The organism is Citrobacter sp. Cpo037 (genome assembly GCF_030332945.1).
In the GTDB taxonomy this organism is placed as follows: domain Bacteria; phylum Pseudomonadota; class Gammaproteobacteria; order Enterobacterales; family Enterobacteriaceae; genus Citrobacter; species Citrobacter portucalensis.
In genome coordinates, this window is the sequence record NZ_JAOWGW010000080.1 from 196,127 (window position 1) to 218,636 (window position 22,510).

Below are 22,510 nucleotides of genomic sequence, written 5' to 3' on the forward strand. Positions count from 1 at the left end.
CTTATTCCTCCAGTTGTTGAAGACTGCGGCTGCGAATCTCTTGTTGCAGCTTCTCAATCACTTCATTTACGTCCAGGCTGCCCAAGTCTTTGCCACGACGGGTGCGCACGGCAACTTTGCCTGCTTCTACCTCTTTGTCGCCACAGACCAACATGTAAGGGACACGACGTAAAGTGTGCTCGCGGATTTTAAAGCCAATCTTCTCATTTCTCAAGTCTGCTTTTACACGAATACCCGCATTTTGTAGTTTCTGCGTTAATTCGTTAACGTATTCAGACTGAGAATCGGTGATGTTCATGACCACAACCTGAACCGGCGCGAGCCAGGTCGGGAAGAAGCCAGCGAACTCTTCGGTCAGGATACCGATGAAACGTTCCATCGACCCAAGAATTGCACGGTGAATCATAACCGGAACCTGACGCTCGTTGTTTTCGCCAACGTAAGAGGCGCTTAAACGGGACGGCAGGGAGAAGTCCAGCTGTACAGTACCGCACTGCCATGCACGATCGAGGCAGTCATACAGGGTAAATTCAATTTTCGGACCGTAGAACGCGCCCTCACCCAGTTGGAACTCAAACGGGATGTTGTTTTCTTCCAGCGCAACGGCCAGGTCAGCTTCAGCACGGTCCCACATTTCATCGCTACCGATACGTTTTTCGGGGCGAGTGGACAGTTTGACGACGATTTTCTCGAAGCCAAAGGTGCTGTACATATCGTAGACCATACGAATGCACGCGTTAACTTCATCACGAATCTGCTCTTCAGTACAGAAGATATGTGCATCATCTTGAGTGAAGCCACGAACACGCATCAGGCCATGCAGCGCACCTGACGGTTCATTACGGTGGCAGCTACCAAACTCAGCCATACGCAGCGGCAGATCGCGATAGGATTTCAGACCCTGATTAAAGATCTGCACGTGGCCTGGGCAGTTCATTGGCTTAATGCAGTATTCACGGTTCTCAGAAGAGGTGGTGAACATTGCATCTTTGTAGTTGTCCCAGTGACCTGTTTTTTCCCACAGCACACGGTCCATCATGAACGGACCTTTCACTTCCTGATACTGGTATTCTTTCAGTTTTGAGCGAACGAATACTTCCAGTTCACGGAAGATAGTCCAGCCATCGTTGTGCCAGAACACCATACCCGGTGCTTCTTCCTGCATATGATACAGGTCAAGCTGTTTACCGATTTTACGGTGATCGCGTTTGGCCGCTTCTTCCAGACGTTGCAGGTAGGCATTCAGGGCTTTTTTATCTGCCCATGCAGTACCATAAATACGCTGCAGCATCTTGTTATTGCTGTCGCCACGCCAGTATGCCCCTGCAGTCTTCATCAGTTTGAAATGATGGCAGAAACGCATGTTCGGCACGTGCGGGCCACGGCACATATCGACATATTCTTCATGATGGTACAAGCCAGGCTTGTCATCATGGGCAATGTTTTCATCAAGAATGGAGACTTTATAGGTCTCGCCACGCTTCACGAAGGTTTCACGCGCTTCGTACCAGCTGACTTTCTTCTTAATGACATCGTAGTTTTTCTCAGCGAGCTCGTGCATCCGCTTCTCGAGCGCGTCGACATCTTCCTGGGTTAACGTACGGTCAAGATCGATATCGTAGTAAAAACCGTTATCAACAACCGGTCCGATCGCCATTTTGGTGTGCGGCCAGAGTTGTTTGATCGCGTGCCCTAACAAGTGCGCACAGGAGTGACGAATGATCTCCAGACCTTCTTCATCCTTCGCGGTAATGATGGAGAGCTTCGCATCATGCTCAATCAGATCGGAAGCATCTACGAGCTCACCGTCAACACGGCCAGCAATAGTGGCTTTCGCCAGACCTGGACCGATGTCCAGCGCAACATCCATGGGGCTTACAGCGTGGTCGTAATGGCGTTGGCTGCCATCAGGAAGAGTAATAACAGGCATGTTATATCCTTATTTGCAGTGGTGACCCACACGTAAGATCACATACAAAGATTCAATATTTAAAATTATCAAAAAGGTGTGGGCTGATTCCCGCTTCACTCTGCGAAATATGTCACTGGTCGCCTTAAAGACCACACTGGACCTACACCCGCTTTTTGATAACACCGTTTAACAGTGTACACGGCATTACGGGTCGATCAAAGCAACAATCAACGTGCGCTCTATGATGTAAATCAATTCACTGACACCCAACCGTCTTTGTTACACTTGCACAAAGTCATCTAACCTGAGCAGGAAAAAAACAATGCCCACAAATCGCTTTGCGAAGAAACACTGGAAGATGGTTGTGATTCTGCTCGTTATTTGTGCGGCCATGTTGATGCTGCGCTGGGCTGCGATGATCTGGGGCTAAATGACGCTCACCCACTGTTCCGGTTTCGTTTATTTATCGATTAATCGAATTTGTCTGAAAATAGCGTGTTATGGCCAGGTAAAAAATAAAACGCAAATTAAATATTAAATAACCTTAACTTTAATAGATAAAAACCGGGCCAATTATTTGACCCGATTTGTCATTACATCCGGTAGCCGAGTGAAACAGTAGTACGACGATCGGTATGCTCCGGCGCTGTTGCCGGCGGTTCAGAGTTCCAGGTCACGTTGTAAGCCACCTTTAACCCAAAGTGTTCGTTGATGGCAACGTTGAGGGCTGTTTCAGAGTTGAGTGTGGTATCGTCAGCGCCGAATACCGACACACCCTGAGTAAACTTGGTGTTGTCCGTCATCTGCCATGCATAGGCCCCGGACGCATAGCCCAACGGCTGCGTTTCGGTGGTGCCATCCGTGTGCTCGTCATAGCGCACGCCAGGACCGAATTCGAAACGGAAGCTGTGCACAGGTCCGTTGAGGAACTGGCGACCATAACCCGCGGTCAGCACGTCACGCTCGCGGTAGCCGTTGTAGCGGTCGGTCAACCAGCTTGCCTGTCCAAAGAGATAGTCATAGTCGGTCATGTTGTAACGACTACGGCCACCTACGGCATATTTCTCCGATGAACGCTCATCATTTGAGGAGGTATTGCTGGCATTTCCCCACAGAGACCATGCCGTCGTTTGGCCGTACCAGGTCATGGTGGTATCTGCGGTTAAAGAAGAACTTTTTGTGTTGCCTGACTGGGCGAGATATCCCGCGTTCAGGTTACCTTCAAAGGGTTTTTTCGCGCTGGAAGGGTCATCCATGACAGTAAAAACGGAATCATCGGCTACAGCATGCATTGACGCAAGCAGGCCTCCCGTCAGCAGTAGTGCTGCGGGCACTGTCTTCAAAAGCTTCATTTATTAAGAGTCCGTACAACAAAAAAAGAGACCATTACGGTCTCGGAAACTTTCATATGGATCAATGACAAAAGACCCCTGAAAGGTAACAAATTATAAAAAGACTCGAATAACATAGCAATAAATTCTTATTTCATTTTTTGAATAAGAGCGTTCCTAAACCTTTATTTTATTTATATATCTTTATGACGATAATTTTAAATAAAGATATGAAAAATCATGTTGTTAATTACTTCACTTTCGGGAGGTTAAGTGCCAGACTGAGTTCAGCCTAACAGGAGGTAAAGATGGTACGTATCTATACGTTAACACTTGCGCCCTCTCTCGATAGCGCAACAATCACCCCGCAAATTTACCCGGAAGGTAAGCTTCGTTGTACCTCGCCGGTTTTTGAACCCGGCGGCGGCGGTATCAACGTCGCTCGCGCAATTGCCCATCTTGGCGGAACCGCAACGGCGATTTTCCCCGCGGGGGGAGCAACCGGAGAGCATCTTGTTGCATTGCTCGCCGACGAAAATGTTCCCGTATCTACCGTCGAAGCCAAAGACTGGACCCGACAAAATCTTCATGTCCACGTGGAGTCCAGCGGTGAACAATATCGTTTTGTCATGCCAGGCGCTGCGCTGACCGATGACGAGTTCTACCAACTTCAGGATCAGGTGCTGGAAATTGAGTCTGGTGCGCTGCTGGTCATCAGCGGCAGTTTGCCGCCCGGCGTACAGCTTGAGAAGTTGACCCGGCTCATTACCACCGCACAAAAACAGGGGATCCGCTGTATTGTCGACAGCTCAGGCGAAGCACTGACGGCGGCGTTAGCCATCGGCAATATCGAACTGGTCAAACCCAACCTCAAAGAACTGAGTGCGCTGGTAAACCGCGAACTCACTCAACCCGATGATGTGCGAAAGGCCGCGCAGGAAATCGTACAGAGTGGGAAAGCGCACCGCGTTGTGGTCTCGCTTGGGCCGCAAGGGGCGCTGGGCGTAGATCGCGATACCTGCGTTCAGATGGTTCCGCCACCGGTGAAAAGTCAAAGTACCGTAGGTGCAGGCGACAGTATGGTCGGGGCCATGACGCTTAAACTGGCAGAGAACGCGCCTTTTGAGGATATTGTCCGTTACGGTGTCGCCGCGGGCAGTGCAGCAACGCTGAATCAGGGTACTCGCCTGTGCTCTTTGGACGACACGCAAAAAATATATTCGTATCTCGCTCAGTAATGACACCGTCCCTCTTTTGAAGAAAAAGGGGGATTCTCGCGTAAAACTGTCAGCATGGGTGTTATGCGACTATGATAAAAAATCACGTGATTACAAAGAAGTGAATCATGTGCAGTCAGGTGTCTCCACAACGGTGCGAGGTGAAGAAGAACGACAAACATTAAGTGCCTTTCCAGCGATGACGCGTCCGTGGTGTGCGTCAGTTCGTGTTTTTTAACCGCATTCTTGCGCTAACCTTATGATCTGGCAGACAACATGGGGAGAGACATCATGTGGCAGGCTATCAGTCGTCTTTTAAGCGAGCAATTAGGTGAAGGCGAAATCGAACTGCGTAATGAACTGCCCGGCGGAGAGATCCACGCCGCATGGCATTTACGCTATGCGGGGCGAGATTTTTTCGTCAAATGCGATGAAAGAGAGCTGTTAACCGGCTTTACGGCAGAAGCCGATCAGCTGGAGCTACTTTCCCGCAGTCAAACTGTATCGGTACCGAAAGTCTGGGCAGTAGGCGCAGACAGAGATTACAGCTTTCTGGTGATGGATTTCCTCCCTCCCCGTCCGCTTGATGCGCATAACGCGTTTATCCTCGGTCAACAGCTTGCGCATTTGCATGAATGGAGCGACCAGCCTCAGTTTGGTCTCGACTTCGATAACGCGCTCTCTACCACGCCGCAGCCAAATACCTGGCAACGTCGCTGGTCAACCTTTTTCGCTGAGCAGCGTATAGGCTGGCAGCTGGAACTCGCCGCTGAAAAAGGCATTGCGTTTGGCAATATTGACGCCATCGTCGAACATGTCCAGCAACGTCTCTCTTCTCATCAGCCGCAGCCGTCTCTCCTGCACGGTGATTTGTGGTCCGGGAACTGCGCCCTCGGTCCTAACGGTCCGTACATCTTTGACCCTGCCTGCTACTGGGGGGACAGAGAGTGTGACCTGGCAATGCTGCCGTTACATACCGATCAGCCGCCGCAAATTTATGACGGTTACCAGTCTGTCTCGCCACTGCCGCTGGACTTTCTCGACAGGCAGCCAATCTACCAGCTCTATACGCTGCTGAATCGGGCAATTCTGTTCGGGGGACAGCATTTAGTTGTGGCGCAGAAAGCGCTGGATAGATTACTGGCGGCTTAACGACGTACCGTGTTGCTTATCAGGCCTGCCGTTTCGCAACGTGGCAGGCCCGATAGAGTGGCACTTACAAAAAGCCCAGCAGTGAGAAGAAGAAGTAGCCGATCACGATAACGATCACCGGCAGAATATAAAGCGGGAAAATTTGTAAGAAGATCGTATGGTGCGGTACCACAATTCGCGACTCAAGTTGCTCGCGGGATAATCCTTCACTGCCCTTTGCTTGTTCCAGAATTAGCTGATCCTCAACGCCTTCGCGTAAGAAACGCGCCTGGCGGCTCATTCTGGCGCCTGAGTCCTGCAACGCCAGGCCGATAAAAATCAGAATGAATATCAGCCAAAAAACGAGATTCAGTCCACTTTGAAAATCGGGCGTTGGCGAGTTATACCAGAACACGTTAAGAAAAGGTGTGTTCACCCGCATCATGTCGATCATCACATGGGCAAAATCGAGCATGACCGCGTTAATCCCTTCCTGCTTTTCGCTGTGCGCGTACATAAACTTCAGTACTGAAACCAGCGTTGAAATCAGCGCAGGAATGAAAACCACCCATCCCACCAGCCTTTTCAAGATGGCAATGCGTCCAGCTTGTTGATACGTCATGAGTTCCCCTTGATTAAGACGTGTCATTTTGGCCTAAGTTTACCCGTTGATTACCGTTTTCGCCTGATCTTTAAAGGCGGTATACTTCTGAATTAGCCATAATGAACGCTCAGAGTCCGTCCAGGCTGGCTCTAATCCCTTTTATCACCGTAAAGGAGAGGTTGTAATGTCAACCCCGCGTCAAATTCTTGCTGCAATTTTCGATATGGATGGGTTACTGGTCGATTCTGAACCGCTTTGGGATCAGGCTGAACTGGATGTGATAGCAAGTTTAGGCGTTGATATCTCCCGCCGCCATGAACTTCCCGATACCCTTGGCTTACGCATCGACATGGTGGTTGATTTGTGGTTTGCGCAGCAACCCTGGAACGGCCCCTCACGTCAGGAAGTCACCGAGAGCATCATTACCCGGGCCATTGCGTTGGTTGAAGAGACAAAACCGCTGCTGCCAGGCGTTCGTGAAGCTGTGGCACTGTGCAAATCTCAGGGAATCAAAGTAGGACTGGCATCCGCCTCGCCGCTACATATGCTGGAAAAAGTGCTGACCATGTTTGATCTGCGCGATGACTTCGACGCGCTGGCTTCTGCAGAAAAACTGCCTTACAGCAAACCGCACCCACAGGTTTACCTCGATTGTGCGGCAAAACTGGGCATTGACCCGTTAAACTGCGTAGCACTGGAAGACTCAGTGAACGGCATGATTGCCTCGAAAGCTGCTCGTATGCGTTCCATCGTCGTACCAGCGCATGAGAATCAGGACGATCCTCGCTTCGTGCTTGCCGACGTCAAACTAACCTCGCTCACCGAACTTACTGCCGCACATCTGCGCGGCTAATCCTGTAACGGGCAATGATCGTATTGCCCGCTTTTTCATTTTTCATCCTTGCATTTTTTAAAATGCCGTTTCATTTTAAATTGTATTTCTGTTTAACCTCTCCTATCCTTGCCCTATAGCGCAAGCGTTAATGACATAAATAGTTGAGGTAAACATGATTCAGGAAGCTTTTCGTCTCGAAGGTAAAGTCGCCATCGTCACTGGATGTGACACCGGCCTCGGGCAGGGTATGGCAGTGGCGCTGGCTGAAGCGGGCTGCGATGTAGTCGGCGTGAATCGTAAAATACCGCATGAAACCTCAGAGAAAATTAACGCCCTCGGTCGACGCTTTATGGCCATTCAGGCCGACCTAAGTCACCAAGATGCCCTCACCAGCATCGTGACAAAAACGGTGTCGGCGTTTGGCCGGGTCGATATTCTGGTCAACAATGCAGGAACTATACGCCGTCAGGATGCGCTGGACTTCAGTGAAAAAGATTGGGATGACGTGATGAATCTGAATCTCAAATCCGTTTTCTTTCTGTCGCAGGCTGTGGCGCGTCAGTTTCTGGTTCAGGGCAATGGCGGAAAAATCATTAACATTGCATCGATGCTCTCTTTTCAGGGCGGTATCCGTGTACCTTCCTATACCGCATCAAAAAGCGGTGTTCTGGGCATCACCCGCCTGCTCGCCAATGAATGGGCGGCCAAGGGAATTAATGTCAACGCCATCGCGCCCGGCTATATGGCGACCAACAACACCCAGCAACTGCGCGCGGACAGCGAGCGCAATCAGGAGATTATCGATCGTATTCCCGCAGGACGCTGGGGCACGCCAAATGACCTGAAAGGCCCGGTCGTTTTCCTTGCAAGTCCCGCCTCTGACTATATTCATGGCTATACGCTGGCCGTGGATGGCGGTTGGTTGGCACGCTAAACCCGCACTTGTGACATAGGGTTACAACGTCACCTCTTCCGCCTACTGTATAAAACCCCTATACTGTATGAATTGACAGTTTATTGGGTTTTATCATGACGGCGGAAGGCCACCTTCTTTTTTCTATTGCCTGTGCGGTATTTGCCAAGAATGCCGAACTAACGCCCGTTCTTGCGCAGGGTGACTGGTGGCATATTGTTCCTTCAGCCATTTTAACGTGCCTGCTGCCGGATATCGATCATCCCAAATCTCTGCTGGGACAGCGTCTGAAGTGGATATCAAAACCCATTGCCCGGGCATTTGGTCATCGCGGGTTTACACATAGCCTGCTGGCGGTTTTTGCCCTGCTGGCCACGTTCTACCTGAAAGTCCCGGATACCTGGATAATACCGGCCGATGCCTTACAAGGTATGGTACTCGGCTATCTTAGTCACATTCTGGCCGACATGCTGACCCCAGCAGGCGTTCCCCTGCTTTGGCCCTGCCGCTGGCGTTTTCGTCTGCCCATCCTCGTGCCGCAAAAAGGCAACCAGCTGGAGCGGTTTCTGTGCATGGCGCTGTTCGCGTGGGCAATCTGGATGCCGCAGACCGTACAAGAGAACAGCGCGGTACGCTGGTCTTCGCAGATGATTAATACGCTACAAATGCAGTTTAATCGCTTCATAACGCATCAGATTGACTAATAAATCAGCCAAAAAGTCATTTTAGGTATAAACAATTCCATTTGAATATAAGAGGCAAGTCACAGTTCTGCTAATCTTGCGCCAACAGAATCACCTTTAAACGGTGATACGTATAATAAGATCAGGAGAACGGGGATGAACTTTCCATTAATCGCGAACATTATCGTGTTCGTAGTGCTGCTGTTCGTGCTGGCGCAAGCCCGTCACAAACAGTGGAGTCTGGCCAAAAAAGTACTGGTCGGTCTGGTCATGGGTGTCGTGTTCGGCCTTGCCCTGCACACCATTTATGGCTCCGACAGCCAGGTTCTTAAAGATTCCGTACAGTGGTTCAACATTGTCGGCAACGGTTATGTCCAACTGCTGCAGATGATTGTTATGCCGCTGGTATTTGCGTCTATTCTCAGCGCCGTTGCACGTCTGCATAACGCCTCTCAGTTAGGTAAAATCAGCTTCCTGACCATCGGAACGCTGCTGTTTACCACGCTGATTGCCGCGCTGGTAGGGGTTCTGGTGACCAACCTGTTCGGCCTGACCGCCGAAGGTCTGGTGCAAGGTGGTGCCGAAACCGCACGTCTGAACGCGATTGAAACCAACTATGTTGGCAAAGTGGCTGACCTCAGCGTTCCGCAACTGGTGCTGTCGTTTATTCCGAAAAACCCGTTTGCCGATCTGACCGGCGCCAACCCGACGTCGATTATCAGCGTGGTTATCTTCGCCGCATTCCTCGGTGTAGCCGCACTGAAACTGCTGAAAGATGATGCACCAAAAGGCGAGCGCGTTCTGGTCGCTATCGATACCCTGCAAAGCTGGGTGATGAAACTGGTTCGTCTGGTGATGCAGTTGACGCCGTACGGTGTTCTGGCGCTGATGACCAAAGTGGTTGCAGGTTCCAACCTGCAGGACATCATCAAGCTGGGTAGCTTCGTCGTGGCCTCTTATCTCGGTCTGGGCATTATGTTCGTGGTTCACGGGATCCTGCTGGGTATTAACGGCGTTAGCCCGCTGAAATACTTCCGCAAGGTATGGCCAGTGCTGACTTTCGCCTTCACCAGCCGCTCCAGCGCAGCCTCAATTCCGCTGAACGTTGAAGCGCAGACCCGTCGTCTGGGCGTGCCTGAATCCATCGCCTCATTTGCCGCCTCGTTTGGTGCCACGATTGGTCAGAACGGTTGTGCGGGCCTGTACCCGGCAATGCTGGCAGTAATGGTTGCACCGACCGTCGGTATCAACCCACTGGACCCAATGTGGATTGCCACGCTGGTTGGTATCGTGACCGTGAGCTCCGCAGGGGTTGCGGGTGTGGGTGGCGGTGCAACATTTGCCGCGCTGATCGTCCTGCCCGCTATGGGTCTGCCGGTCACGCTGGTTGCGCTGCTGATCTCCGTTGAGCCGCTGATCGATATGGGTCGTACCGCGCTGAACGTAAGCGGTTCCATGACTGCCGGTACGCTGACCAGCCAATGGCTCAAGCAAACTGATAAAACGATTCTGGACAGCGACGATAACGCCGAACTGGCGCATCGCTAAGTCTGTCAGCTAAAAAAAACAAAAAACCGCCGGAGTGTCATGCTCCGGCGGTTTTTTTATATCCATTAATCGCTTAGTTCATTTTCCTGGCGAACCTGATTAGCCCAGCGTTGCGCTGATTCCGGGACCGTAAATGCAGGCGAACGTTGAAACGCCTCCCCCATTAAGACAAAAGCGACATATTTTCCGCGCAGTATCCATACGTCACGAAACGCATCCATTTTAACCGCATGCTCTGGTGGCGCGGGCTCCACGCGGGGAACATAGCTGATAACCGGACGATTTTGTTGGCGAAGAGGTTTCATAATCAGTTGCTTCACTAAAGACAAATTCTAAAAATCAGAAAACCGCTATCTTAGCCGATTTTGCCGCCTTGCGTCCTGCCTTGCGTGCGCTGTTTGCCTGGTTCATCGCGCTTTACGTCATCGGCCTGTACCTGCGCCGCTGAGTGAGTGGTCTATAGTTAAAGCTTTTGACAACAACAACGACCCTTTCAGCAATGAAACCAGGAGACGAGTTTAATGTCACAGAATGATAAGCATCCACTCCATCACTCAGCGCCGGTTCATGATGCCAGCGAATCCCAGCCAGGACTTGACTCACTGGCACCCACAGACGGTTCACATCGGTCAACACCTGAACCCACACCGCCAGGTATGCAGCCCACTACGTCCGGCAGTTTAAAAGCGCCAGATATCAAAAGTGACAAACTCAATGCACTGGACAGTTTTCGTAAAGGAAGCGAAGATTTTGCTCTGACAACTAATCAGGGTGTGCGAATCGCAGACGATCAAAACTCTCTGCGCGCAGGTAATCGCGGGCCAACCCTGCTGGAAGACTTTATCCTGCGGGAAAAGATTACCCATTTTGATCATGAACGCATCCCGGAGCGGATTGTACATGCCCGAGGTTCTGCCGCTCATGGTTACTTTCAGTCCTATGCCAACCTGAGTGCGACGACGAAAGCGGACTTTCTAAGTGATGAAAATAAAATCACCCCGGTTTTTGTCCGATTCTCTACCGTTCAGGGCGGCGCAGGCTCTGCGGATACGGTCAGGGATATACGGGGATTTGCGACCAAGTTTTACACTGAAGAGGGTATTTTCGACCTGGTGGGAAACAATACTCCCATCTTCTTTATTCAGGATGCCCATAAATTCCCGGATTTCGTCCATGCGGTTAAACCGGAGCCGCATTGGGCTATCCCGCAGGGCCAAAGCGCCCATGACACCTTCTGGGATTATGTCTCATTACAGCCTGAAACGTTGCACAACGTCATATGGGCAATGTCCGATCGGGCTATTCCGCGCAGCTATCGCACGATGGAAGGCTTCGGTATTCACACATTTCGGTTGATTAATGCGCAAGGGAAAGCCACCTTTGTCCGTTTCCACTGGAAACCGCTGGCAGGCAAAGCCTCGCTGGTATGGGATGAAGCGCAAAAACTTACCGGTCGGGATCCTGACTTTCATCGCCGCGATCTGTGGGAAGCTATCGAAGCGGGCGATTATCCGGAATATGAACTGGGACTACAGCTGATTCCCGAAGAAGATGAATTTAAGTTCGATTTTGACCTGCTCGACCCGACCAAGCTGATCCCGGAAGAGCTGGTTCCGGTGCAACGCGTCGGTAAAATGGTGCTGAACCGCAATCCTGATAATTTCTTCGCCGAAAATGAACAAGTCGCTTTTCATCCCGGACATATCGTCCCTGGCATCGATTTTACTAACGATCCCCTGCTGCAGGGTCGCTTGTTCTCCTATACCGATACCCAAATCAGTCGCCTGGGTGGGCCCAATTTCCATGAAATCCCGATTAATCGCCCGACCTGTCCGTACCATAATTTCCAGCGTGACGGCATGCATCGAATGGACATCGATACCAATCCAGCCAACTATGAACCGAATTCCATCAATGATAACTGGCCGCGTGAAACGCCGCCGGGGCCAAAACGCGGTGGATTTGAGTCGTATCAGGAACGGATTGAAGGAAACAAAATCCGCGAACGTAGCCCCTCTTTTGGCGAATACTATGCGCACCCTCGCCTGTTCTGGCTAAGTCAGATGCCAATTGAACAGCAGCATATTATCGGCGGATTCAGTTTCGAACTCAGTAAGGTTACGCGCCCCTATATTCGGGAAAGAGTGGTCGAACAGTTAGCTCATATTGATACTGCCCTCGCCGAGGCGGTTGCCGATAATCTCGGTTTTAAGCTAACCAAGGAACAGGCCAGCATTGCGCCACCGCCCAACGTTAACGGTTTGAAAAATGCACCGTCACTCAGTTTATATGCAGGTGCGCAAGGTGAGATTAAGGGCCGCATGGTCGCCATCCTACTTAATGACCAGGTGAAATCGAGCGACCTGCTCGCCATCATGCAAGCCCTACAGGCCAAAGGTGTTCATGCCAAATTGCTCTATTCCCGAATGGGTAAGGTAGTTGCCGATGATGGATCTGCCCTGACGATCGCCGGTACTTTTGCGGGTTCGCCATCCCTGACGGTCGATGCGGTTATCGTTCCATGCGGTAATCTCGCGGACATCATTAAGAACGGTGATGCCCGATATTATTTACTCGAAGCGTATAAGCACTTAAAACCTATCGCCCTGGCCGGCGATGCTCGTCAGTTTAAAGCAACGTTGAATATCAAAAATGAAGGAGAAGAAGGTGTGGTGGAAGCGGACAGTGCAGACGCACAGTTTATGGATACCCTGTTGACGCTGATGACCGCACACCGCGTCTGGTCACGTGCCGGAAAAATAGAAACGATTCCCGCCTAAAAAAATGCGGCGCATTAAGCGCCGCAAACTCAGGAATTACACGTTCAGAAAACTGCCAAGACGATAACCGCGCTCCGCAATTGCATATTTCAGTGACGAAGACGTCAGCACGTCGAGCTCAGTTAAGCGGGGGTAACAGTAGGCACTTTGACGAATAATGTCATCGATAAAGGCCGGATGACACATCACTTCCAGCGAAGACTCTCCCCGGTCGACTGACGCATCCAGCGTCTGTAAAAACAGAGCCTCGGAAATCGCTTCGCCGTAAAACTCGCTGCTGAATCCCTGGGAGGTACGTAACGTTTCCGGAAAATCAGACGCCTGAAACACGCTCTGACGATCGATACGCAATGCAATCCCCTTCTGGGCAGCAAACCCGGCTACGATAGGGAAAATTTGCGGGAACATATGCACATGGTGATGGCTATCCAGATGCGTCGGCTCCCGCCCGAACAGGTCAATAAAACGCTGATACTGCGCGGCCAGTTCCTGAGAAATTTCATCCAGCGGCAAAGTATCCTCCTCTGCCATCTGCCAGATCCATTTCCCCAGTAATCCGTCACGGGTAAGGCCCGGCATTGCCGTCAACGGCCTACCCAGCGTCAGAACAAAATGCATTCCGACGGCGAGTGCAGGTATGTCGCGACTCAGCTGTACCGCATGGTCAATCGCCGCACCGTTAACCAATGCCGTTGTCGAGGTGACAACGCCATTACGACAGGCTTCAACAATGCCGTAGTTTTGTCCTTTACTCAGGCCAAAATCATCCGCATTCACAATCAGTACGCGTTCCATAGCCGACCTCAGTTAGTGTTGTTCGCTTTTGAGTTTCTCAATGCACCCGGCGAAGTTTGGCAACCATTTTTCATGCGCCAGGATTAGCTCACGCGCCAGAATCTCGGCATCGCTGTCAGAATGAACCAGCGGACTCAGGTTTAACGCCAGCAGCACATCATTCAGCTCGCCGCTCAATGCCGCATTGCTCGCCGCAACCTCAAAGCCTTTAATGGTGTAGATAAGGCCAAGCACTTTCTCATCAAAATGGGTAATACGCGGGTGCGGCGTAGCACCGTTACGTCCCAGCGTGCAGGTCATCTCAACCGCCCAGTCCGCAGGAATGTTATCAACGTGTCCATGATGTGGAATGTTGACGTAGTGCTCGGTCTGTTTGTCGTTGTAGATGGCGTTGATCACTTCACAGGCCGCATCGGAGTAATACGCACCACCGCGCTGCTCCAGCTCTTTCGGCTTAACGTTTAACTCAGGATTTTTGTAGAGGTCAAACAATTGTTTTTCTACTTTTTGTACTACCTGGGCACGTGCGCCGCCCTTATAGTACTCGCCCATTTCGATCGCCAGCATCTCTTTTGGCTTGAAGTAGTACAGCAAATACGAGCACGGCAGCAGCTTCAGCGAACGAATCAACCCTTCGCTGAACGGCAGGTCGAAAATGTTCTTCACGGTGGAAGCTTTCAGTTGTCCAGAAGCCACGCCGTCCAGCAGTTCATCAAAGCGCGATGTACCGTTCACCAACACGTCTTTAATAAAGACCATGTGGTTCAGACCGAACAGATCGATGGATAAGTCATCACTCTCTTTCAACGCCAGCACATCGCTAATGAACATTTTCATGCCGACAGGAATATTACACACACCGATGAATTTCTTGAAATTCGTGTGGCGATAGACCGCTTCAGTCACCATCCCTGCCGGGTTAGTAAAGTTAATCACCCAAGCATTCGGGCACAGTTCTTCCACATCTTTAATAATATCAAAGATAACTGGAATGGTACGCAGACCTTTGAACAGCCCACCCGCACCGTTGGTTTCCTGTCCCAGATAACCGTGGCTCAGCGGAATGCGTTCATCCTTTTCACGGGCTTTCAGTTGCCCTACGCGCAGTTGGGTGGTAACGAAATCAGCATCTTTCAGTGCTTCACGGCGGTCCAGCGTTTTAAACAACTTCATCGGTACGCCGGCTTTGTCGATCATGCGCTGGCAAAGGTCAAAAATAATGTCCAGCTTCTCTTTTCCACCGTCGACATCAACCAGCCACAACTCAGAAACCGGTAATTCATGATAACGCTTAATAAAGCCTTCAAGTAATTCAGGGGTGTAGCTGCTCCCGCCACCGATAGTGACGACTTTTAATTTCTGGCTCATACTTTCTCCCTTCAGTGTAAAAACACTGACGTGTATTATGCTCAACCCGTTTGTCAGGTATAGCGTGGCTGTCCCGACGCTATTTTGGGCAAGCTATAAAAAATGGGTTATTGGCAAATAATATCTACTGATTAAATTCAGTTAATTTCTTACGGTAGCTATTCGGTGTAAACGACGTCAGCTTTTTAAACGTTTTAATAAACAGGCTTGGACTACTGTAGCCAGACTCGTAAGCAATATCCGTTACAGAATAGTTCGTCATTTCCAGCTGTTTTTTAGCAAAGTTAATGCGGATTTCATTAATAATCTGCATCGGCGTTTTGCTGTAATAACGCTGGGTAGCGCGGGTCAGATACTCCTGGGATTTCGCGGACAGGTGTACCATATTTTCCAGCGCATTCTCGCTAAACTGCCGTTTGTCGTGCATGGTCTCGACGGTGGTTTTAAGCCACTGCGGAATATCATCCAGCACCTGCTCTTCACGATGATGGCGTAACCGATTTATAATATAGAAGGTGACCACTTCTACAAATTCATCCAGCCCGCTCTCACGAAAGTTCAGTGATGCAATAACCGTTTCAATGTAGGTAAGAAACGAGTTATTTGCCCGGTAGACCTGCGATGCAACGAAACAAAATGGCAGCAGCGGGTGATAGTGCTGTTCAAAAAAACGTTTACTGATGCCGACGTTAAGGATCCTTGTCGCACCAAAATCATAAAAACTCTGGTGGTGCGATCCCAACGGGATAAAGACAAAGTCTCCACGTTCGAGCAGGACGCGTTTACCGTTGATTTCCTGATAATAGCGCCCGGTTAAAACCAGGGTAAATTCATAGTAGTCATGCTGATGCAGCCCGCTGATGCTCTCAGTTTTGTTATAGATGAACACATGGAAATTTTTGCCATTAAACAGCTGCTGTTCATAAACGGTTTTGATTTCCGGTGCGTTAATCTGTAGCTGCATTATGCACTCCTCGCTATTTCAGCTTTTCGTGAAGCTCAATCAGTTCAGTCACCAGCTCACGCGCCAGCATTGATGTCATCAGGTGGTCCTGTGCGTGGACCAGCACCAGGCTAACTTTCATTTTACCTTCGCCCTGATCGCCTTCAATCAATTTCGTTTGCACGAGGTGCGCTTCGTTCAGCGCCAGACGAGACTGGTCCATCATGGTCTTAGCTGACTCGAAATCACCCTGCTTGGCCATTTTGAGTGCGCCGTACGCCAGGCTACGCGCCTGACCGGAGTTGATGATGAGGCCCATCACCACTTCTTCAAGTTCTTCTGCTTCTGACTGCGTGTCGACGATGTTCTCGATATCCAACATACTTTTTTCCTCTGGTTCAGTCCGGCATGACCGTAAAGCCATGCCGGATTAAATTTAGAATTTTAATGCGTTAGCGATATCTTCTTCGCTTTCTTCTTGGTCAATAACGTTCTGCGCTTTGTTGGCTACCACCACGAACGGCAGGTAAACCAGCGTTGCGATACCGAGGTTGAACAGCGCGACCAGCAGAGCAGCGACGCTACCGTTGGTGTTAAAGAACGCGCCCAAACCGGTTGGCATAGTCCACGGTGCAATGTTGGTAATCGGTGGAATAATGCCTGAGTAGTAAGCTGCCAGCGTAATCGCCGCCAGAATCGGTTGCACCAGAATGAACGGGATAAACATCACCGGGTTCATGATGATCGGCAGACCGAACAGGATAGGTTCGTTAATCTGGAACAGACCTGATGGCAGTGCCAGCTTAGCAACCTGACGATAGTCAGGACGACGCGATGCCAGGAAGATAGCGATAATCAGACCCAGCGTTGCCCCACTACCCCCAAGGAAAATATAGGAGTCGAGCATCGGCTTCGCCCAGAAGTGGAACGTCTTACCGGCTTCCAGCGCGGCATCTACGGAACCAAACTGTTGGTAGATAGAGATGTTTTCCAGCGCCCATGGCGTCATGATACCGCTGTCCAGCGCAGTCAGCGCCAGTGAACCGTGAATACCGAAGAACCACAGCAGCGGAACAAAAATCACGTAGGCCCAGCCCACCACGCTACCCAACGACGCCAGCGGAGTTGAAATGGAATCCATAATGATCTGGTGGAAGTTCGTACCCCAGGTGTTCAATGCCCAGGCGATGATCCCCATAATGGAGAGGATAAGGAAGCCAGGAATCAGCGCAGAGAAAGAGCGCGATACGGATGTCGGTACGCTATCAGGTAATTTAATGACCCAATTGCGACGAACCACAAAGGTGAACATTTCCGCGACCGCAAGGCCGATAATAATACCGGAAATAATATTGGCACCGCCGAGCCAGTTTGCGCCAACGGCATAGGCTTCACCCACGCTATAAGGCGTTACGGTCATAAACGCGGCGACGGATAATAACCCGGCTGCCAGTGAGTCGACTTTACGTTCTTCTGCCAGCGCCATGCCGATAAAGAACGGTGCCATCAATGACATGATACCCAACGTACCGTTATAGACGTTTCCACCAATGCCTTTCAAGCTATTCAAAGTTTCAATAGTTGAAGCATCAAGTCGAATGCCCATTGAATAAAAAAACGACCCCTCCCCAAAGCTCAGGAAAACGTTATTGATTAATACAAACATGGCCCCTGCGAGGGTTAACGGCATTAAACGAATAAAACCGTTCTTGATTGCATTAACGTGTGGCTGCTTTCCAATTTTTACAGCAAAAGGAAGGAGTACCTTTTCAAGTGAAGCAATAGCGTTACTCATAGAAAAATACCCTTAAATACCGCAATTAATAATTGCGGTGAATGTTAATGAAATAACTCTTTGACGGGAAAAATTAAAATAAAATAATTAATTTGCTGCGGCTTTTTTAATTGCTGCAACAGCAGCCTTAAGCACGCCTAAACCATCGACTTTGCCATACAGCAGCGAGTCAATCACTTCCACAGGCTTGTTGGGTAACAAACGCTGAATTTCGGGCAACATATAAGCAATTTGTGGACCTAATAACACGACATCGGCGACAGGACCTTTTTCTCCGGCCAGCGTTTCAGGAAATGCTTCAATAATAACCGGTACTTCGTATTTTTCGGCCTGAGCACGCATCTTCGAAACCAACAATGAAGTCGACATGCCCGCAGAACAAAACAGATAAATGTGTTTCTTTTCCATTAAAACGATCCTCATGTGCGATTATCTGTCAACCAGACACTCCGCAAGCCATAACCTGCATCCATGCTCTGGGTAACTTGCGTCAGCTAAATTACTTTTTTAGGTGGCTGAAATGAGTATACGGGATTGCACCGGTGGATGGTATTTCCTTGACCAACTAAATTGTCTCTCCTTGACCTGTCGTTATGACCCCCCTCACATTTCGGGTAAATAATTCGCGGCAATAAATAAGATCGTTCGGCACAAAAAAACCGGCACAATGGCCGGTTCTTCTGAATGCTCAGGCAATAAGCAGTTGTTACTTCTTCGCCGCCTGCGGGTCAGTGTCGTACTCTGCGCAGGTCTGGTAACCGGAGTTAATCACATGTCCGGTGTCGTCTAAAGCAACAAAATAGGTTTCAGCTTTACCATCTCGTTGACCCAGGATGTAGGTCTGGCATGTCCCTCGCGCATGAATCATGCTGACTTCAGAAGAAGGTTTACCGGCAATCTGCGCCACCTGCGCCCGGCTCATCCCTTTCTTCACATCTTTCACCACGGGCTGAACAAATTGGTCTTTAGTACGATCGTAGGCCGTACACCCTGCCAGCATAGTCAAAACAGCCGCTGCACTCAGAATTCCTGTTAGGTTCTTGTTCATATTCCGTCCTCTTGTATTTCAGCGTGTTATATAAGCCTGGAGCACAACAACACATTTTTCAAGCAATCAGATGATACTTAGGTCGTTTCGGAAAATTCTATTAAAACAAAATGATGTTAGATCAGGCCTGCATCCCTTGTCGTTTGGGTCCCAACGCGTTAGCTTTAACACATCATTTTTTTGATCATTTCATTTTTCGGAGGGGGTTAAATGACTCTGCAGCAAGAGATAATCCAGGCGCTTGGCGCAAAACCGCAAATTAATGCAGAAGAGGAAATTCGCCGCAGCGTGGATTTCTTGAAATCCTACCTGCAAACGTACCCTTTTCTGAAATCACTGGTATTAGGGATAAGCGGCGGACAGGACTCAACGCTCGCGGGAAAACTTTGCCAGATGGCTATTTCCGAGCTTCGCGAAGAAACGGGGACTGACGCGTTGCAGTTTATTGCCGTACGTCTGCCGTATGGCGTTCAGGCTGATGAACAGGACTGCCAGGATGCCATCGCCTTTATCCAACCTGACCGCGTGCTCACAGTAAATATTAAGGGTGCGGTACTGGCCAGTGAACAGGCCCTGCGTGAAGCGGGTATTGAACTGAGCGATTTTGTCCGTGGCAATGAAAAAGCCCGTGAACGTATGAAGGCCCAGTACAGTATCGCCGGAATGACCAGCGGTGTTGTCGTGGGTACCGATCATGCAGCAGAAGCCATCACCGGATTTTTCACCAAATACGGCGATGGCGGTACTGACATTAACCCTATTTTCCGTCTGAACAAGCGTCAGGGTAAGCAGTTGCTTGCCGCGCTGGGTTGCCCGGAGCATTTATATAAGAAAGCGCCAACCGCCGACCTCGAAGACGATCGCCCTTCTCTGCCGGATGAAGCCGCATTAGGCGTCACCTATGACAACATCGACGATTACCTGGAAGGAAAAACGCTGGCTGCCGACGTCGCGAAAAAAATTGAAGGCTGGTATCTGAAGACCGAGCACAAACGTCGCACACCGATTACGGTGTTTGATGACTTCTGGAAAAAAGCGTAATCCTTTTAGTCGCATATTGCCGGATAGCACTGGGATCACCGCTGTCCGGCCCCTCCTCCTGGTCTGATGCCGCTTTTTTAATCGGTTTCAAACTGCTATACTGGATGAATAACCAGCATCCGGAGTGAGAAGTGGTACGGCGTCAATCAGCCCCAAGCCTGACATTTGAGGCAGCGGCAATCTATGAATATCCTGAACACCTGCGTCCATTTTTGAGTGCGCTTCCCACCGCACCAGGCGTCTATCTGTTTCACAGTGAAAGCGACACTATGCCGCTCTACATTGGTAAAAGTGTCAATATTCGCAGCCGCGTGCTGGCACACCTGCGTACCGCGGACGAAGCGGCAATGCTGCGTCAGGCCAAACGCATTAGCTGGATTTGTACGGCGGGAGAAATTGGTGCCCTGCTGCTGGAAGCGCGGTTGATCAAAGAACAACAGCCGTTGTTTAACAAACGACTGCGGCGCAATCGTCAGCTTTGCGCCTTGCAGCTTACAGACCGAACTGTTCAGGTTGTCTACGCACGAGATATTGATTTCTCCAATGCACCCAATCTGTTTGGCCTGTTTGCCAATCGTCGCGCAGCGCTACAAGCGTTGCAAAACCTCGCGGATGAACAACAGCTGTGCTACGGCCTGTTGGGGCTGGAACCCCTGAGTCGCGGGCGCGCCTGTTTTCGCTCCGCGCTTAAACGCTGCGCCGGAGCGTGCTGCGGGAAAGAGAGTCATGAAGCGCATCATTTGCGTCTGTTAGCGGCGCTGGAAAGAGTGAGAGTGATTTGCTGGCCATGGAGCAATGCCATTGCACTGCAGGAAACCGGCGCTGAAATGACACAGTACCATATCATCAACAACTGGCTGTGGCTGGGAGCTGTTTCAACGCTGGATGAAGCGACTACCCTGGCGCGTATGCCAGCAGGCTTTGACCATGATGGCTACAAAATTCTCTGCCGGCCTGTTCTGTCTGGTCAATATGACATTATTGAACTGCATCCGGAGAATGCCCCGGCATCCAGTTAATCTCGCTGAACAGCAATTTTCCCTCGCGTTCCAGCAGTCGTAATGTGTGTTTGCCGTCATGCCAGCTCGCACCCTGGTCGGCCGTCAGCAGTTTATCGCCCAGTTGCCATGCACCACTGATAACAAACACCACGCCGCCGCGTGAACCAAAGGTCGTAAAGGTGCGATCGGCCACTCTGACTTTTGCCTGGCAAACATCTCGTCGGGTCATGATATTAAAATCCATCGACATCTGCCCTTCCGTCAGCTTTGCTTTTACCACCTTGTCACCGGCAAAGGTAAAAGGCTGATGCTGTTTCAGGGTATGCGTAAAGATGTTCGTTTCTTCCAGGGTCACTTCTCCACCTTCCAGCAGAGTAATCACACGTTCTACGCCGGGAAAAAGAGAAAACTCACCGTTTGCTGCAATGGAGGCGATACTCGCCCGCCAGTGAAAATCTCGTGTTGCTGGTGGAAAACAGCAAATCTCACGCGTTTCTCCCGCACCATTCCGCCAGAGGTTAACCGGCATTTTGCGGATATCAAAGTATTCCATCATCCCTCCAGAAAGGAGCAGCATGGCAGCCTGCCGTAAACAGACAGCCATAAATCATCATTATTATGTTCACCCTGCAGATTATTGTTATCGGCAGCAGAGTTGATTTGCCTTAGCGATGAACCCGGCATTTTGCAAAAAAGAATAACGCGCTGATCCAGGTAGAATTTTCGCGGGCTTCAGGAGAATAGCGTGTCGTGCGTCCGGTGCAATAGGCAGAAATGAAAAAACCGCCGATCCTGCCCACATCGTTATACGTGTTGTGGACAAGAGCGGCGGTCTTGAGTTTGGTTTCACACTGTGCGGCAATCAGCGCGACACAGTGTGAATGATTTAGTGTAGACGCTGATCGATTACTCGGCTGCTTCCGGCATTTTACCTTTCTGCGCTGCACGTTCTGTCAGACGCTTCTCAAAATTGGCATTAAACTGCTTTTTCTGTTCCGGGGTCAGAATGTTGTAAATTTTGTTCTGAGTTTCCATATGCGCCAGCATGTTGGTTTTGCGCTGTTCTTCCATCTTCGCAATCTGCGCTTCGGCTTTCGCTTTATCGAAGCTATCGCTGGCGATGATGTCGTGCATTGCACGGCGTTCTTCCAGCGGCGGACGTTTCATCTGATCGCGCTGGCCTTTCATGATTTCGCGGATCTGCTGTTTCTGTGCGTCAGTCAGGTTCAGGTCTTTAAACATCATGTCGTGATGCGGGGCAAATTTGCCGTTGTGATGCATCATCGGTTTAGCATCCGCTGGTGCAGCTGTTGTAGTGTCAGCAGCATGAGCCAGGTTCGCAGCACCCAGCGCCAGAGTAGAGGCAACAAACAGAGCAGTCAGTTTACGCATAATTTCTATCCTTTCTTTCAGTTATTTTTACGACACTCATGCGACTCTTATGCAATGTGATGTCGTGTTGACGAGATTAACTTTACCGGCTTAAGCGTCAATTAATCAGAGCAACGGTAAAACAGTGAAAGTGTAAAAAACAAACTTTCATCAATTATGAAGAAAAAAAGAAT

23 protein-coding genes are annotated in these 22,510 nt (G+C 50.2%); 10 read left to right on the forward strand and 13 right to left on the reverse strand.

The window, feature by feature from the left end:
- Nucleotide 1: 1 nt before the first annotated feature.
- Entirely contained in the window at nucleotides 2-1,930 is a 1,929-nt protein-coding gene (gene thrS / locus OGX94_RS21965; RefSeq protein ID WP_003832572.1) for a threonine--tRNA ligase, read from the reverse strand.
- Nucleotides 1,931-2,234: 304 nt separating this feature from the next.
- Between thrS and yniD the strand changes: the two genes are divergently transcribed.
- A complete protein-coding gene (gene yniD, locus OGX94_RS21970) occupies nucleotides 2,235-2,342 on the forward strand; it encodes a small membrane protein YniD (protein WP_003030590.1) in 108 nt (35 codons plus the stop codon).
- Between the two features lie 163 nt (nucleotides 2,343-2,505).
- Here yniD and OGX94_RS21975 read toward each other — a convergent pair whose 3' ends face one another.
- Nucleotides 2,506-3,264, reverse strand: a complete 759-nt coding sequence (locus tag OGX94_RS21975; RefSeq protein WP_003832568.1) for a DUF481 domain-containing protein — start codon at nucleotides 3,262-3,264, stop codon at nucleotides 2,506-2,508.
- A gap of 287 nt (nucleotides 3,265-3,551) precedes the next feature.
- Between OGX94_RS21975 and pfkB the strand changes: the two genes are divergently transcribed.
- Together pfkB and OGX94_RS21985 are read left to right on the forward strand one after the other, a co-directional pair.
- Nucleotides 3,552-4,481, forward strand: a complete 930-nt coding sequence (pfkB, locus tag OGX94_RS21980) for a 6-phosphofructokinase II (protein ID WP_003832567.1) — start codon at nucleotides 3,552-3,554, stop codon at nucleotides 4,479-4,481.
- Between the two features lie 270 nt (nucleotides 4,482-4,751).
- Nucleotides 4,752-5,612 (forward strand): fructosamine kinase family protein, encoded by an 861-nt coding sequence (locus tag OGX94_RS21985; protein WP_003030598.1) that lies wholly within the window; start codon nucleotides 4,752-4,754, stop codon nucleotides 5,610-5,612.
- A 64-nt stretch (nucleotides 5,613-5,676) separates the two neighbouring features.
- Here OGX94_RS21985 and OGX94_RS21990 read toward each other — a convergent pair whose 3' ends face one another.
- Nucleotides 5,677-6,213 (reverse strand): YniB family protein, encoded by a 537-nt coding sequence (locus OGX94_RS21990; protein ID WP_008784573.1) that lies wholly within the window; start codon nucleotides 6,211-6,213, stop codon nucleotides 5,677-5,679.
- Between the two features lie 166 nt (nucleotides 6,214-6,379).
- Between OGX94_RS21990 and hxpB the strand changes: the two genes are divergently transcribed.
- The 4 genes from hxpB (at nucleotide 6,380) to tcyP (ending at nucleotide 10,174) form a co-directional block, all read left to right on the forward strand.
- Nucleotides 6,380-7,048 carry a hexitol phosphatase HxpB gene (gene hxpB / locus OGX94_RS21995; RefSeq protein ID WP_197385035.1) on the forward strand — a complete coding sequence of 223 codons (669 nt, stop codon included), beginning with the start codon at nucleotides 6,380-6,382 and terminating at the stop codon, nucleotides 7,046-7,048.
- 154 nt (nucleotides 7,049-7,202) lie between these two features.
- Nucleotides 7,203-7,964 (forward strand): 2-dehydro-3-deoxy-D-gluconate 5-dehydrogenase KduD, encoded by a 762-nt coding sequence (gene kduD / locus OGX94_RS22000; protein ID WP_257661667.1) that lies wholly within the window; start codon nucleotides 7,203-7,205, stop codon nucleotides 7,962-7,964.
- 83 nt (nucleotides 7,965-8,047) lie between these two features.
- Nucleotides 8,048-8,647, forward strand: coding sequence for a metal-dependent hydrolase (locus OGX94_RS22005; RefSeq protein ID WP_008784570.1), 600 nt, complete (start codon nucleotides 8,048-8,050; stop codon nucleotides 8,645-8,647).
- A 135-nt stretch (nucleotides 8,648-8,782) separates the two neighbouring features.
- A complete protein-coding gene (gene tcyP, locus OGX94_RS22010) occupies nucleotides 8,783-10,174 on the forward strand; it encodes a cystine/sulfocysteine:cation symporter (RefSeq protein ID WP_003832558.1) in 1,392 nt (463 codons plus the stop codon).
- Between the two features lie 65 nt (nucleotides 10,175-10,239).
- Here tcyP and cedA read toward each other — a convergent pair whose 3' ends face one another.
- On the reverse strand, nucleotides 10,240-10,503 hold the full coding sequence (cedA, locus tag OGX94_RS22015) for a cell division activator CedA (RefSeq protein WP_072025560.1): 264 nt from the start codon (nucleotides 10,501-10,503) through the stop codon (nucleotides 10,240-10,242).
- A gap of 192 nt (nucleotides 10,504-10,695) precedes the next feature.
- Between cedA and katE the strand changes: the two genes are divergently transcribed.
- Nucleotides 10,696-12,954: a catalase HPII gene (gene katE / locus OGX94_RS22020; RefSeq protein ID WP_149335783.1), complete on the forward strand. Its 2,259-nt coding sequence runs from the start codon at nucleotides 10,696-10,698 to the stop codon at nucleotides 12,952-12,954.
- A 36-nt stretch (nucleotides 12,955-12,990) separates the two neighbouring features.
- Here katE and chbG read toward each other — a convergent pair whose 3' ends face one another.
- From chbG to osmE, 7 genes are all read right to left on the reverse strand, one after another.
- Nucleotides 12,991-13,749 carry a chitin disaccharide deacetylase gene (gene chbG / locus OGX94_RS22025; protein ID WP_063941492.1) on the reverse strand — a complete coding sequence of 253 codons (759 nt, stop codon included), beginning with the start codon at nucleotides 13,747-13,749 and terminating at the stop codon, nucleotides 12,991-12,993.
- A 12-nt stretch (nucleotides 13,750-13,761) separates the two neighbouring features.
- Nucleotides 13,762-15,117, reverse strand: coding sequence for a 6-phospho-beta-glucosidase (locus OGX94_RS22030; RefSeq protein WP_032943151.1), 1,356 nt, complete (start codon nucleotides 15,115-15,117; stop codon nucleotides 13,762-13,764).
- A gap of 124 nt (nucleotides 15,118-15,241) precedes the next feature.
- Entirely contained in the window at nucleotides 15,242-16,084 is an 843-nt protein-coding gene (gene chbR / locus OGX94_RS22035) for a transcriptional regulator ChbR (protein ID WP_085951046.1), read from the reverse strand.
- Nucleotides 16,085-16,094: 10 nt separating this feature from the next.
- Nucleotides 16,095-16,442 carry a PTS N,N'-diacetylchitobiose transporter subunit IIA gene (gene chbA / locus OGX94_RS22040; RefSeq protein WP_003832549.1) on the reverse strand — a complete coding sequence of 116 codons (348 nt, stop codon included), beginning with the start codon at nucleotides 16,440-16,442 and terminating at the stop codon, nucleotides 16,095-16,097.
- 54 nt (nucleotides 16,443-16,496) lie between these two features.
- Nucleotides 16,497-17,855: a PTS N,N'-diacetylchitobiose transporter subunit IIC gene (gene chbC, locus OGX94_RS22045; protein ID WP_257661666.1), complete on the reverse strand. Its 1,359-nt coding sequence runs from the start codon at nucleotides 17,853-17,855 to the stop codon at nucleotides 16,497-16,499.
- An 87-nt stretch (nucleotides 17,856-17,942) separates the two neighbouring features.
- Nucleotides 17,943-18,263 carry a PTS N,N'-diacetylchitobiose transporter subunit IIB gene (gene chbB, locus OGX94_RS22050; protein ID WP_003832547.1) on the reverse strand — a complete coding sequence of 107 codons (321 nt, stop codon included), beginning with the start codon at nucleotides 18,261-18,263 and terminating at the stop codon, nucleotides 17,943-17,945.
- A gap of 298 nt (nucleotides 18,264-18,561) precedes the next feature.
- Nucleotides 18,562-18,903 (reverse strand): osmotically-inducible lipoprotein OsmE, encoded by a 342-nt coding sequence (gene osmE, locus OGX94_RS22055; protein ID WP_003030621.1) that lies wholly within the window; start codon nucleotides 18,901-18,903, stop codon nucleotides 18,562-18,564.
- Nucleotides 18,904-19,113: 210 nt separating this feature from the next.
- Between osmE and nadE the strand changes: the two genes are divergently transcribed.
- Together nadE and cho are read left to right on the forward strand one after the other, a co-directional pair.
- Entirely contained in the window at nucleotides 19,114-19,944 is an 831-nt protein-coding gene (gene nadE, locus OGX94_RS22060; RefSeq protein WP_149335784.1) for an NAD(+) synthase, read from the forward strand.
- Between the two features lie 131 nt (nucleotides 19,945-20,075).
- On the forward strand, nucleotides 20,076-20,963 hold the full coding sequence (cho, locus tag OGX94_RS22065; RefSeq protein WP_257661665.1) for an excinuclease Cho: 888 nt from the start codon (nucleotides 20,076-20,078) through the stop codon (nucleotides 20,961-20,963).
- Here cho and ves read toward each other — a convergent pair.
- Together ves and spy are read right to left on the reverse strand one after the other, a co-directional pair.
- Complete coding sequence (gene ves / locus OGX94_RS22070) at nucleotides 20,923-21,498, reverse strand: environmental stress-induced protein Ves (RefSeq protein WP_003832539.1); 576 nt, start codon at nucleotides 21,496-21,498, stop codon at nucleotides 20,923-20,925. The genes cho and ves overlap by 41 nt on opposite strands.
- A 353-nt stretch (nucleotides 21,499-21,851) precedes the next feature.
- Nucleotides 21,852-22,337 (reverse strand): ATP-independent periplasmic protein-refolding chaperone Spy, encoded by a 486-nt coding sequence (spy, locus tag OGX94_RS22075; RefSeq protein WP_126318339.1) that lies wholly within the window; start codon nucleotides 22,335-22,337, stop codon nucleotides 21,852-21,854.
- Nucleotides 22,338-22,510 lie beyond the last annotated feature (173 nt).

Coding starts and splice junctions, on each gene's coding strand:
- thrS (WP_003832572.1), bottom strand. CDS start 1,930: ATGCCTGTTATTACTCTTCCTGATGGCAGCCAACGCCATTACGACCAC.
- yniD (WP_003030590.1), top strand. CDS start 2,235: ATGCCCACAAATCGCTTTGCGAAGAAACACTGGAAGATGGTTGTGATT.
- OGX94_RS21975 (WP_003832568.1), bottom strand. CDS start 3,264: ATGAAGCTTTTGAAGACAGTGCCCGCAGCACTACTGCTGACGGGAGGC.
- pfkB (WP_003832567.1), top strand. CDS start 3,552: ATGGTACGTATCTATACGTTAACACTTGCGCCCTCTCTCGATAGCGCA.
- OGX94_RS21985 (WP_003030598.1), top strand. CDS start 4,752: ATGTGGCAGGCTATCAGTCGTCTTTTAAGCGAGCAATTAGGTGAAGGC.
- OGX94_RS21990 (WP_008784573.1), bottom strand. CDS start 6,213: ATGACGTATCAACAAGCTGGACGCATTGCCATCTTGAAAAGGCTGGTG.
- hxpB (WP_197385035.1), top strand. CDS start 6,380: ATGTCAACCCCGCGTCAAATTCTTGCTGCAATTTTCGATATGGATGGG.
- kduD (WP_257661667.1), top strand. CDS start 7,203: ATGATTCAGGAAGCTTTTCGTCTCGAAGGTAAAGTCGCCATCGTCACT.
- tcyP (WP_003832558.1), top strand. CDS start 8,783: ATGAACTTTCCATTAATCGCGAACATTATCGTGTTCGTAGTGCTGCTG.
- katE (WP_149335783.1), top strand. CDS start 10,696: ATGTCACAGAATGATAAGCATCCACTCCATCACTCAGCGCCGGTTCAT.
- chbG (WP_063941492.1), bottom strand. CDS start 13,749: ATGGAACGCGTACTGATTGTGAATGCGGATGATTTTGGCCTGAGTAAA.
- OGX94_RS22030 (WP_032943151.1), bottom strand. CDS start 15,117: ATGAGCCAGAAATTAAAAGTCGTCACTATCGGTGGCGGGAGCAGCTAC.
- chbA (WP_003832549.1), bottom strand. CDS start 16,442: ATGTTGGATATCGAGAACATCGTCGACACGCAGTCAGAAGCAGAAGAA.
- chbC (WP_257661666.1), bottom strand. CDS start 17,855: ATGAGTAACGCTATTGCTTCACTTGAAAAGGTACTCCTTCCTTTTGCT.
- chbB (WP_003832547.1), bottom strand. CDS start 18,263: ATGGAAAAGAAACACATTTATCTGTTTTGTTCTGCGGGCATGTCGACT.
- osmE (WP_003030621.1), bottom strand. CDS start 18,903: ATGAACAAGAACCTAACAGGAATTCTGAGTGCAGCGGCTGTTTTGACT.
- nadE (WP_149335784.1), top strand. CDS start 19,114: ATGACTCTGCAGCAAGAGATAATCCAGGCGCTTGGCGCAAAACCGCAA.
- ves (WP_003832539.1), bottom strand. CDS start 21,498: ATGGAATACTTTGATATCCGCAAAATGCCGGTTAACCTCTGGCGGAAT.
- spy (WP_126318339.1), bottom strand. CDS start 22,337: ATGCGTAAACTGACTGCTCTGTTTGTTGCCTCTACTCTGGCGCTGGGT.